This window comes from Saccharospirillum sp. (assembly GCF_039982735.1).
Lineage (GTDB): Bacteria > Pseudomonadota > Gammaproteobacteria > Pseudomonadales > Natronospirillaceae > Saccharospirillum.
This window is the reverse complement of the sequence record NZ_JBDWXV010000017.1, coordinates 230,256-242,315: the sequence shown is the minus strand read 5'-3', so window position 1 is coordinate 242,315 and position 12,060 is coordinate 230,256. Positions and strand designations below refer to the sequence as shown.

Here is a 12,060-nt window from a genome sequence, read left to right as displayed (position 1 = left end):
AGACAGTGCCGCAGGCGTGGCAACAAGGTGAATAACGATGAAAACAGTAGCGCAAACCGATCAGGACGCCATTGTCGCCAGTCTTCTGGTGCCCATGCAGCAGAAGAATCTGCTGGTACCGAACGTCTCCATTGCGGAAGTGGTGCCGCGCTCCGAACTGGAGCAGGCTGACAATGCGCCGCCGTGGCATCTGGGCCATCTGCACTGGCGCGGCGAACGCGTACCAGTAATCAGTTTTGAAGTCGCCAACAGCCAGGTGCGAGGGCAGGATGTGCGCGATGCCCGTATCGCCGTATTCAATGCGGTATCAAAACAAGCTAAAAGCCGGTTTTTTGGCATGCTGATTCAGGGCATTCCGCGCATGGTCAAGCTCGGCGATGCGGATGTCCGTGAAGATGGCCAGGCCGCCAAAGCCCAGGCAGAGAAAATGGCCGTGATCACCCAGCTGGGCAAAGCCAGCATTCCTGATCTGGAATACCTGGAAAGCCTGGTGGCACGCGTTAACTAATTTGCCCAAGTCGAAGGCTGGGTTGGCTGGGAGGCAATGGTCCGCGCCGGCTACCGGGTCTGCCCTGGTGGGGCCGGCGTAGTTCCCTCCATGGAGCCTAGACCGCATGATATGAATCCCATCCGTGGGATTCACCCTTCGGGCTCGCTTCGCTCATGCTAAAACGCTCCTGGCGTTTTAGTCCTTGCTGCGGACTACTCCACAAGGACACACGCGGCACCCGGTGCTTGTCAACTCTGCGAACTCCTAAACCTGACAATTAACCCTAGCTTGTTGCCGGCTCATAGCAGTTTCATCGCATCGTTAATGCGCTGTTCCAGGCGCAATTTGGCGCGCACGTAGTGCAACGTTTGCGCCTGCCCATAGGGCAGGCCAGCAATAATCCGGTCAGATAGGGCGAGGTCGGTGATGTACATGGGGTAGCGCAGCCCCTGGGCGCGTAGCCCAACAATGTAAGACGCCACAGCTGTATAAAACCGGTCGCCCAGTTCCAGGGTGCTGAACTCTTCCTCGTTGCAGATCATCTGGTATTCGTACTGCCCCTCACCGTGCCGGTCCATAAACGCCTGAATGTTGATAAAGCGGTTTTCCTGCAGCAGCCCCTGCAAGCGCTGGCGTTTCAGTACGGGTAGCTTGCTGCCTTCCTGGGTCATTTCAAAACAACTGATGCTGCGCTGATTCAGGTGAATGGCGTCTTCTTCACTGCGCTGGCGGTGCTCGGATATTTTCAGAAAGCGCAACAACGGTGCCAGCAGCGTTGACGCATTAAAATAGGGCTGGGTGAACCGCAGTACGGACGCCTGCTCATCGAGTAGATAGACCGTCGCCTGGCGGCCCGTGACCTGAAATACAACCAGCAGGCCACCGTCGGCAGGTTGGGCCGACAAGACAACTTTCAAATGATTGCGGTGCGTTTCAAACAAGCGGTCCGGGTAGATTGGGCAGCGTTCGACCTGCTCGGTTCCCAGCCAATCGATCAGGGCGGTTTCGGTATCGAAGCTGACGGGTTTTAACTGTTTGTCGCCCAGTTGCATGCCCTGAAACTGGTCGCCCAGATTAAACAGAAATCTGAGACTGGGTCCCTGGTGGGCGCGGTCCGCGGCTGTGATGGCATCGTCAAACAGGTCCTGGACCCGTTTGCCAATTGACTGTGGGCGCGTCTGGTTGTGGCAATAGGCGCGAACCTCGGGGCGCCTGTTGATCTTCTGCTTGGCCAGGCGCGTCAGCAGAAACTGCAGCGCCTGGGTCAGTGCATCGGCCTGGGCAAAGCGTTCAACGGTGATTTCACCCCAGGAATTTTCGACCACCACATCCAGTGTGCCTACCAGGTTCTCGCGCAGTGCGCTGAAGTCGAGGCTGTTGCTGCGTTCTGAAATTTTTTGCAGACCCCGGCGAGTCAGGTGTTGCAGCGGGTCGTAGCCCAGGTTGATAAAGAGTAGAACCCGATCAATTTGCGCCGGTTGCGAGTAGGTATGGTGTGGCTTGTCGAGGCTAGCCGAGGGCAAAACCTGGCGCAAGGTGGCCAGGGTTTTGCGCACTTCGAATTCCGTGGCCTGGCCCTGCTGGCTGAAGATGGGAATGTGCAGATGGGCGTCGAGCAGGCCGTTGAGATGGCACCATAACAAGGCTTCAAGAAGGCCGGGCGCTGACTTTAGGGGTGTCTCGCGGTCCATATCCGAGTCTGGCTCGCGGGTGTAGACGGCCCAGAAGTTGTCACCCTCGGCACGCTGGCTCGGGCGTTCGTAGATGCGCACTTTCTCATAGCTGAAGTCGACGTCCTGGCCGAAGCGTATGAAGTCGATCTTGCCGCGACGCCGGTCAAAGGCAGCGTGCAATTTGCGGCTGATGATCAGCAGATCCTGTTGGCTCATCAGATGATTGCTCTGATGCTCGGCCGCAAACTGAGTCAGAAAACGGTAACTGTGGGTCAGTTCGCTGACAAGGAGTTTGCGCTCGCGCATGACATCGGTCACCGACCAGTTGCGGTGCGAGTCCAGATGCGCTACTTCAGCGCTGCTCCAGCCCCATTCATTGATCAGCTGTTGCATCAGCTGGCGTCGCCAGGTCTGGGTCCGTGCCGGCCGGCTCAGCGCGATGCCTACCTTGAAATAGAAACAACGACGCACCAGGGCCAGGCGATCATTCTCTTCCCGCTCTCTCAGGTAAGTTTCAATGCGGCGGTAGAGCTGAATATAGGGGTCGAGGTCATTCAGCGTGAGAAAGTTGTTGTAGATCGCCGACTTGAACTGATGCGCGAGACTGGTAACCGTCGGGAACTCCCGCGCGTAGATTTCCAGCAGCAACAGCTTCAGCACGGATTTGTGCGGTGATTCGATGCCTTTGTACAGTTGCCACATGCCGGCACCAATAAACTCCCCCGGTGGTAGCGACGGCAGGGGACCGAAGTTGATCTGTTCGTCGCGGCGAATCAGGTTTTTCGACTGATAGTGCTCAAGCAGGGCCTCATGATCGGCCTCCCGATCACTGGGTATCAGCCACCAGGCGGGCAGGGTACCGGCCAGCCATTGGCCAGTGCGGTAGAATTCGTCGAGCAGCAAAAAGTGCTGGGTTGAACCGCAGTTCTCCCCGGTCAGAGAGCGCTGATCACTGCCCTGAAAGTGCTGGGCGTTCATCAGAAAGATGTGGACTTCCAGGTTGAAGCCTTCCGCCCAGGCACTGATCGCGCGGGCTTTTTCTTCCAGTAAGAGGATCTGGCTGCGATCCAGGTCGGGTTTGTAACACAGCCAGAGATCGAGATCCGAGGTAGTCGACTGGGCTATGCTGCCACTGGAACCCATCAGGTAGAGGCCCATCAGCTGCGCGTTGTAGTTACGCAACTGAGAGGCTTTCAGGGTGCGGTTAAAGGCCAGCGCCAGCGTGACCGCAGCGTTCGAAGGTTGGTATTGCACCAGCCCGGACGGTACTGACGAGTCTTCGAGGTAGCCGGGCAGGCCGGGCAGATGTGTGTGAAACAGTACCGGCAGCAAATCGAGACATTGTTGCTGGCGCACCTGAAGGCTGTCACGCAGGCGGGCCAGGCGACCTTCATTCACCGTCAGGAAGCGACGCTGTGTCTCAAGCAGGGCTTCGCGGGTGGCATTGTCAGGCGTCAGAACGGTACTGGTTTCGGTCACGGAGTTGGGCTCTGCAGCAAAGCATGGGTTGGCACGTCGGGTTCGGAAAGCTGATAACGGAAATTATTTCGTCGTGTTATCGGCAGAATGTGAATTACTTCAATAATCAGTGTAGCCGAAACCCGGTACTTTCCTAAAGAGGCAGACTCCGGTTTGTCATTTCAGCTGTTATACTTTGTTACAAAGGTAGCCAGGCTGAGGGGGTACACTCAGGCCTGCGTCAGCCAGCGCCGATGCGTGGCGACCGATATTCGGTGGCGCATTGATCGAACCCAGTCTTGCCAGTGAAGTGGATCAGAGATGCAGACAGAACAACAAAAGCGCATCCTGGTTGTGGACGATGATGAAGACATCCGCGACCTGTTGAAAGAATACCTTGAGAAAAACGGTTTCTCGGTTATTACAGCGGCTGATGGCCAAGCCATGCGTCAGTTCTGGCCCGCCCAGCGCCTCGACCTGATCGTTCTGGACATCATGATGCCCGGTGACGACGGTTTCACCCTGTGCAAGGAAATTCGAGCCCGTTCCCGCATCCCCATCATCATGCTGACCGCAGGTTCAGACGAAACCGATCGCATCATCGGCCTTGAGCTGGGCGCCGATGATTACGTGGGAAAGCCTTTTAACCCCCGCGAATTGCTGGCCCGAATCAAGGCCGTACTGCGCCGCTACGAGGAAGGTGCCGAGCACCGGACGGGCTTGGATGGACAGCAGAGGCTGAGATTTGGTAGCTGGACACTGGATGTGACCAACCGCGAGCTGACCAGCCCGGAAGGTCGCGTTCAATCGTTGAACGGTGCTGATTACAATCTACTTCAGCTGTTTTTATCACGCCCTGGCGAAGTGCTCAGCCGGGATGACCTCAGTCTGCATCTGCGCGGCCGGGATGCCAGCCCCTTTGACCGCTCCATCGACGTGCAAATTAGCCGTCTGCGCGGGCGTCTGAATGACGATGGCAAATCCCCTCAGGTGATCAAGACCGTGCGTGGCGCGGGTTACATTCTTACGGTGCCGGTCGTCGTGGACAACGGTTAATGCTTCGTTTCACCTCCCTGTACAGCCGATTGCTGGTGCTGATGGTGCTGGGGCTGATCAGTGCGTTTGCCATTAGTAACTATGTCTGGCTGTACTACCTCGAACATCAGCGCGAATCCCAGGCCGAATCGATGGCCCGGGATCTCGCCTTTTCCATGGGCTCTACCATCGAATTCATTCGCGCCTACCCAACCGAGTACCGGCACCTGATCATTAATCAGCTACGGGACATGGGCGGGTCGAGGTTTCTGGTATCGGTCAACGAAACCTTTATCGATGTAAGCCCGGTGCGGCCATCTGGCGCCAAAGACCGCTTTTTGGCCACCTTCAATCTGGCGATCGAAGAGAAGCTGGGTCAGCGCTTGTCGGGTTTGAATGTCACCTTTGCCGACCCACGCTTGCTCAATGTCTACAAGAACGATGTGCTGCTGGTCGATTTGCCGCCCCGATGGGCCCAGAACACACTGATACTGGAGCCTGACCCGCCGCAGGTGGTTGTCGCCCAGGTACCCATCGGTGAAGATGAGTGGCTGTACCTGGCCGGTTTGCTACCGGACCCGTTCTTCTTTGACCAGACCGAATACCTGGACCGCGGGCAACTGCTGTTTCTGGTGATTCTGATGTTGATTCTGGTGGTGATTCTCTGGGTTGTGGTGCGCTGGCTGACGCGTCCGCTGTCGAATCTCGCGGCCGCAGCCCGGGAGCTGGGCACCGATATTCATCTGGCGCCTCTGGCAGAAACCGGTACCCGCGAAGTGAAGCAAACCGCCCGGGCGTTTAACCTGATGCAGGAGCGCGTACTTCGCTTTGTGGACGACCGGGAGCGGATGTTCTCGGCCATCTCTCACGACCTCAAAACCCCCATCACCCGGTTGCGCCTGCGCGCGGAAATGATGGAAGAGTCGGATGCCAAACCCCGGATGATCAAAGACCTCGACGAGCTGGAAGCCATGGTCAAGGGAGCTCTGGATCTGGGCCGCAGCACCGACGTGCATGAAGACACCCAGCCAATCGACATTAATCAGCTGGTACGCGAGCTGGCTGAAGACCTTGAGTTGCTCGGGTACGACCCGGAAATCCGCGGCGAAGCCCGGCGCCCCTATTATGGCAAACCCCTGGCGCTGAAGCGGTGCTTGTCCAACCTGGCGCATAATGCCGCTTTTTATGGGACCCAGGTGGGTATTGATATTGTCGACAGTCGCTACGAACTGAAGCTGTATATCGTTGACAATGGCCCGGGCATTCCCGAAGAAAAACTCGACAGCGTGTTCGAACCCTACGTACGGCTGGAAACCTCTCGCAACCGCAATACCGGCGGGGCAGGGCTGGGCTTGAGCATTGCCCGCAACATTGCCCACGCCCATGGCGGCCAGCTGCGTTTGCGCAACCGCATCGGCTCGGGCCTGGAAGCGGCCGTGTTGCTGCCGCGGCGGTAGTGGGACAAGCCCGAACAGGGGCTTGGCTTGACGGCGTCAATTGGCTATAGTCACAGAACTTGAACGATTGGTCAGATTATAAGAGGTGCTCATGTCTACTCCCCACATCAATGCCAAGCCTGGCGATTTCGCTGAAACCCTGCTGATGCCGGGCGACCCGCTGCGCGCGCAGTACATCGCCGAGACCTTTCTGGACGATGCACGCCGGGTAGCGGATGTCCGGAACATGTATGGTTATACCGGCACCTATAAAGGCAAGGCGATCTCCATCATGGGGTCCGGCATGGGCGTACCATCGATGTCGATTTACGCCAAGGAGCTGATTACCGACTACGGCGTGAAAAACATCATTCGCGTCGGCACGTGTGGCGGGGTAGCGGCAGACATCAAACTGCGCGACGTCATTATCGCCATGGGTGCCAGCACCGATTCAGGCGTCAACCGACTGCGCCTGCGCGGCTACGATTTCGCCGCCCTGGCCGATTTTGGGCTGATGGAAAAGGCCGTTGCGGCAGCCCGTGCTGCCAGCATTCCGGTGCGCGTTGGGAACGTATTCACCTCGGACCTCTTTTACTCACCCGACAGCGAACTGATGCCAGCGCTGGAAAAGATGAATATCCTCGCCGTCGATATGGAAGCGGCCGGTCTCTATGGCGTCGCCGCCGAATATGGCGCGAAAGCCCTGACGGTCATGACCGTCAGCGATCACATCATTCGCGGTGAAGCGACGTCAGCGGAAGAGCGCCAGACTACCTTCAACGACATGATCAAACTGACGCTGGAAGCAACGCTGAGCATTGATGAATGAGCCAACCCGAGACTGAATTGAAGGCTGCTGCGAAAACGGTAGCGGCCAACGCGTACGTACCTTACAGCCAGTTTCCGGTAGGTGCGGCCTTGCGAACCCGCAATGGCGAGGTATTTTCAGGCTGCAATATCGAAAATCGCTCTTATCCACTGGGTATGTGTGGTGAACGCAACGCTATTAACACGGCCGCGGCTACCGGTGTGCGACCCGGTGAGATCACCGAACTGGTGGTTTTTATGCCGGGCGAGCATTTGTTCTCGCCCTGCGGCGGCTGCCGCCAGGTGATCGCCGAGTTCATGCCGGCTGATGGTGTGGTGTGGGCGACCAATGATGGCGAAGCCTATAAGCGCTGGACGGTGGCTGAACTGTTGCCGGACGGGTTTAGTTTCGAAGGGTTGTGAAGCCGGCTTGGGGGCTGTCACTCAAGTTCCGGAGTTCGGGTCGCCTTAGAGGTGTTAGCCCGCGCCGGCCACCGGGTGTGCTCCTGTGGGGTCGGGCGGGATGCCGCCCACTCAATCCATCCATGGAGCCTAGGCCGCAGGATATGAATCCCGTCCATGGGATTCACCCTTTGGGCTCGCTTTGCTCATACTAAAACGCTCCAGGCGTTATAGTCCCTGCTGCGGACTTCCCCACAGGAGCACACCCGGCGCCCGTCGCTAATTCCCAGGCGAACTCCGAAACTTGAGTGACATCAATAGCCAGTCGACTCTACAAACTTTCCCACAACGTATTAAAAATCACTTGCTGTGTATTGGCGATGGTCGGGGAATTGATCACTACAGCGGTCGGTAAATCACCATGACTCAGTGAGATCATCGCCACCTTGGGCGGGTAGATGGCGATGTAACTGCCGGCCCGGTCACTGGAGGGTTCGTTGATCCACTTCCGGTCGGCCAATGCCGCTTCTTCACCGCCTTCACCAATGGCGATTACCTTAACCTTGATGCCCATCTTGACCCGCTGACGGGTGTAGTTGGGGAATGGGCGATACAGGTATTTCCGGATTGCCTTGGCCGAGTATATGCAATAACTGCGGTTTTCCTGTTCGCTGACGGTGGAGAGGATGTCTTTCAGCACCAGTTCGATGCCGTCATCCCCTTCATAATAGTGTACATCGGCATTACCGGTGGCCGGACGCAAATGGCTCAGTTCGGGAATCACTTTGTCGTCCAGCAATTCCAGCGCTTCAGTCACCTGCTGCTGGTGATTGAGGGCCAGTTCCCTGAGGCGTTGTGGCGGTTCGGCGCTGAAGTGCCGGCGCTTGCCTTTGGGAAAGTAACTGACCACGCCTTTCTGCTGCATACGTTTAAGCAACTCATGGGTGGTGCCCCGGTTGATGCCAGCGCGATCGGCGATGTCCCGAATCGAGGCCGGGCCCGATTGCAGCAGTGCCAGATACAATCGGGTTTCCCGGGGTTCGAGGCCGAAGATTTGCAGAACATCGGCGGTGTTCATTGCGCCTCCCTCGGGGCGAACATAAAGACATCGCTGAGCATGGCGTCGCGACGAAAACCCTTGCTGCAAAGGCTGTCGAGCACGGTATAGACCATGGCGGGCGAGCCGCAGCATATCGCCTGGCACTGGTTCAGATCGCTGTGGTCGCCAAGAATGCTGTGCACCAGCATCTGGTGTTTGTCTTCCCAGTGACTGTGTTCGGAGATCAGCGCTGAAACGTGGATGTTATCGTGCAGATCGGCCCAATTCTCTGCTTTTTGCAGCATGTATAGTTGACTCAGCCGGTGCCCTGACCAGTACAGGTGTATGGGGCGTCGGGCGTGCTGGGAGAGAAGGTCTTCAACAATGGATTTAACCTGGCTGAACCCGGTTCCTGAAGCGATCAGTAACAGAGGGCCGTTTTCTTCCGGCAATACCTCGAGCCGGCAATCGCCACCAGCGGGGGCGAGTTCAACGGAGTCGGCATCTTTCAAATAGTCGATCAGGGCATCCGCCTGATCGGTTCCTGTTTGAATATGCAGTTCCACACAGGGGCTGCTCGGGCTGCTGGCGATGGTGTAATACAGCGAGGTGAAACCGGGAACCATGAGCTCGGTAAACTGACCGGCGCAATAGGAATAGGGGGTGAGCGGCTTGAGTTGAACCATCCAGACACCGCCGCTGAGTTTTTTCAGATCATGCAGGGTGGCAGTTGTGGTCGCGGACGCTTGAGACACTGGGCGGCTCCGTTTGGTTAATGTCAATGGACATTATACACAGCGGAGCAAGCCCGGTGGAACCCTGGCTGTCAGGCCGCCAGGCGGTGTTCTGTCGCCGTCTCTTCCTGGTCGATCAGGGTAAATGCCTTTGGTTGAGCACCCCCGAATTCGACGAGAATCTGCTGGGTCTTGTTCAATGTCAGTAGCTGCGGCCAGATATCAGCCAGAACCGTCTGCACATAGGTATCACCAGCGGCAAACTCAACAGAGCGGCTCACGGTGGTTTGCCGCGACAGTTGCCACAGGTGCACCACATCGATCAGCACGATAAAGCCGTTCAGAATCGCCACCGGCCAGGAGCCAATCAGCAGACCATAGCTGGCAAAGGAGCCCGCGCCGACCAGATTGATCCAGCGCAGCTTGCGAATGTCGCTCATCATCAGGGAAATGGCGATCAACGCCGAGCCCAGGTAGCCGTAGAGCTCCAGCCAGTTCAGTTCCAAACCGTTCATCAATGTGCCTTGAGTTATAAAGTTGACTTAATGGTCAGGATTATAGGGGCAGATGATGTGCGTTCCAAGAGGTCAGGTTGAAACACTGTGTTCAATAGTTGGCACTAAAACCCCAATTCCTGCATCAGAGTGTCAACCCGGGCAGACACTTGCGGGTCTTTGACGATGGCCCGACCCCATTCCCGATCGGTTTCACCCGGCCACTTGTTGGTCGCGTCCATGCCCATTTTGGAACCGAGGCCCGCCACCGGGCTGGCAAAATCCAGGTAGTCGATCGGCGTATTGTTGATCATCACCGTATCGCGGCTCGGATCCATGCGAGTGGTGATCGCCCAGATCACATCGTTCCAGTCCCGGGCATTCACATCGTCGTCCACCACAATTACGTATTTGGTGTACATAAACTGACGCAGGAAGGACCAGGCACCCATCATCACCCGCTTGGCGTGGCCGGGGTACTGCTTCTTCATACTGATGACCGCCATGCGGTAGGAGCAGCCCTCGGGCGGTAGATAGAAGTCGACAATTTCCGGAAACTGCTTTTGCAAAATCGGCACGAACACTTCATTCAATGCCACGCCCAACACGGCCGGTTCATCCGGTGGCCGGCCGGTAAAGGTGCTGTGATAGATCGGGTCAGTCCGGTGCGTCAGCCGCTCAACGGTAAACACCGGGAAGCGTTCCACTTCGTTGTAATAGCCGGTGTGGTCACCGTAAGGCCCTTCGTCGGCCATCTCATCGGGGTGTAAGTAGCCTTCGAGAATGATTTCCGCACTGGCAGGCACCATCAGGTCATGCGTCTTGCATTTGACCAGCTCGGTTCGGCTGTCGCGCAGTAATCCGGCAAAGGCGTATTCGGACAGAGAGTCCGGTACCGGCGTCACCGCCCCCAGAATGGTCGCAGGGTCAGCCCCTAACGCCACGGCAATCGGAAACGGCTCGCCGGGCCGCTCTTTCTTCCAGGCCTGAAAATCCAACGCGCCGCCGCGATGCGACAACCAGCGCATGATCAGTTTGTTCTTGCCAATCACCTGCTGACGATAGATCCCCAGATTGGTGCGGCCGCCGTTGGGGCCCTGGGTAATCACCAGCGGCCAGGTCACCAGCGGCGCGGCGTCTTCCGGCCAGCACGTCCAGATAGGCCATTGCGACAGGTCCACATCAGGACCTTCGAGCACCACTTCCTGGCATACCGCCTTACGCACGGTCTTAGGCGCCATTGACAGTACTTTTTTAACCAGCGGCAGTTTATCCCAGGCGTCTTTCAAACCCTTGGGCGGATCAGGCTCTTTCAGATAGGCGAGTACCTTGCCTATTTCACGCAAGTCGGCCAGCGATTCGGCACCCATCCCCATGGCCACCCGTTCGGGCGTACCAAACAGATTACCCAATACCGGAATGTTGTAACCCGTCGGGTTCTCGAACAGCAGCGCCGGGCCTTTCTGACGCAAAATCCGATCGCACAGATCGGTCATTTCAAGGTGGGGGCTGACCGGCTGAGTCACGCGGCGTAATTCACCGCGCGCTTCCAGCCCGGCGAGAAAGTCTCGGAGGTCTCGGTATTTCATCTGGTCCGGCATACCTGCTAAAAAAGGAAAGACCGAATGCTAATGCATTGGCGGCGATATGACGAATTCGATGAGCGGGTCCGTGTTCTGAGTTACTTAAGGTTCGGAGTTGAGTTTTACTGTGTTGCCAATAGTCCGTGTCAGGCGCTGGGTCTACCTATCCGGGGTCGGCATAAACCCATCCCTGGGGCCTAGGCTTCGGCATCCATGCCTCAGACTTCCCCGGATAGGTAGACCCAGCACCCAACACTCGGTTGGGTGCGAACTCCGAACCTTAAGTAACTCAGACCACTAGCTTTGGAGGTTGCATAACACTAAGTGACGGGCATCGGGTGACCCTGTCCGGGGTAGTCTGCAACATGGATGTTGCAGTCTAGGCCCCATGGACGGGTCCACGCCGACCCCGGACAGGGTCACCCGATGCCCGGCACGGACGACAGCCACCAAACCCAGCCCAACATTCAACCACAGGGGATAACTAGAGCTGCTTGGCCTGAATGAACTGTGGCTCGCGACTGGCACCAGCCTTACTAAGTCTGTCGAGGTAGGTTTGCCAGTAGGTTTCATGGTCGTCGCCCAGTTTTCGCAGATAGGCCCAGTCGTAGAGGCCGGAGTCGTGGCTGTCGTCGAAGGTGATTTTGATGGCGTAGCGGCCAGTGGGTTCGATGCCGGTGATGGTGACGTAACGTTTGCCCACTTGCAGTACGTCCTGACCAACGCCGTGGCCGCGAACCTCGGCTGAGGGTGAGTGAACTCGCAGGAATTCGGCACTGAGTCGGTGCTCGGTGCCGTCGGCCCAGACAAGCTCCAGTTCGCCAGCTTCTTTGTGGTAGGTGATGCGTTTGGGGGCCGTACTCATGGCGGGGTCTCCATGGCGGCGGAGTGGGGCTCCGCCGCCGGCCG

Annotated in this window: 11 protein-coding genes; 5 read left to right on the top strand and 6 right to left on the bottom strand. The window is 57.5% G+C overall.

The features are described from left to right. Positions 1–37 precede the first annotated feature (37 nt). Positions 38–508 carry a chemotaxis protein CheW gene (locus ABJT94_RS15485; RefSeq protein WP_348477673.1) on the top strand — a complete coding sequence of 157 codons (471 nt, stop codon included), beginning with the start codon at positions 38–40 and terminating at the stop codon, positions 506–508. 281 nt (positions 509–789) lie between these two features. On the opposite strand, the gene ABJT94_RS15480 is transcribed toward ABJT94_RS15485, so the two are convergent. Further along, complete coding sequence (locus ABJT94_RS15480) at positions 790–3,642, bottom strand: class I adenylate cyclase (protein ID WP_348477674.1); 2,853 nt, start codon at positions 3,640–3,642, stop codon at positions 790–792. Between the two features lie 300 nt (positions 3,643–3,942). On the opposite strand from ABJT94_RS15480, the gene ABJT94_RS15475 reads away from it, so the two are divergent. From ABJT94_RS15475 to cdd, 4 genes are all read left to right on the top strand, one after another. Next, positions 3,943–4,677, top strand: coding sequence for a response regulator (locus ABJT94_RS15475; protein ID WP_348477675.1), 735 nt, complete (start codon positions 3,943–3,945; stop codon positions 4,675–4,677). Then, complete coding sequence (locus tag ABJT94_RS15470; RefSeq protein ID WP_348477676.1) at positions 4,677–6,113, top strand: ATP-binding protein; 1,437 nt, start codon at positions 4,677–4,679, stop codon at positions 6,111–6,113. The genes ABJT94_RS15475 and ABJT94_RS15470 overlap by 1 nt, the downstream gene beginning before the upstream one ends. 91 nt (positions 6,114–6,204) lie before the next feature. Beyond that, positions 6,205–6,921, top strand: coding sequence for a purine-nucleoside phosphorylase (deoD, locus tag ABJT94_RS15465; protein WP_213676780.1), 717 nt, complete (start codon positions 6,205–6,207; stop codon positions 6,919–6,921). Further along, a complete protein-coding gene (gene cdd / locus ABJT94_RS15460) occupies positions 6,918–7,322 on the top strand; it encodes a cytidine deaminase (RefSeq protein WP_348477677.1) in 405 nt (134 codons plus the stop codon). Before deoD ends, cdd begins: the two co-directional genes overlap by 4 nt. A 310-nt stretch (positions 7,323–7,632) precedes the next feature. Here the strand turns inward: cdd and ABJT94_RS15455 are convergent, their stop codons facing one another. From ABJT94_RS15455 to ABJT94_RS15435, 5 genes are all read right to left on the bottom strand, one after another. Further along, positions 7,633–8,379 (bottom strand): helix-turn-helix domain-containing protein, encoded by a 747-nt coding sequence (locus tag ABJT94_RS15455; RefSeq protein ID WP_348477678.1) that lies wholly within the window; start codon positions 8,377–8,379, stop codon positions 7,633–7,635. Beyond that, positions 8,376–9,095, bottom strand: coding sequence for a hypothetical protein (locus ABJT94_RS15450; protein WP_348477679.1), 720 nt, complete (start codon positions 9,093–9,095; stop codon positions 8,376–8,378). Before ABJT94_RS15450 ends, ABJT94_RS15455 begins: the two co-directional genes overlap by 4 nt. Positions 9,096–9,166: 71 nt before the next feature. Continuing rightward, positions 9,167–9,589 carry a hypothetical protein gene (locus ABJT94_RS15445; protein WP_348477680.1) on the bottom strand — a complete coding sequence of 141 codons (423 nt, stop codon included), beginning with the start codon at positions 9,587–9,589 and terminating at the stop codon, positions 9,167–9,169. A 104-nt stretch (positions 9,590–9,693) separates the two neighbouring features. After that, a complete protein-coding gene (gene ubiD / locus ABJT94_RS15440) occupies positions 9,694–11,157 on the bottom strand; it encodes a 4-hydroxy-3-polyprenylbenzoate decarboxylase (RefSeq protein ID WP_348477681.1) in 1,464 nt (487 codons plus the stop codon). A 478-nt stretch (positions 11,158–11,635) separates the two neighbouring features. Continuing rightward, on the bottom strand, positions 11,636–12,016 hold the full coding sequence (locus ABJT94_RS15435) for a DUF971 domain-containing protein (RefSeq protein ID WP_348477682.1): 381 nt from the start codon (positions 12,014–12,016) through the stop codon (positions 11,636–11,638). Positions 12,017–12,060: the final 44 nt, after the last annotated feature.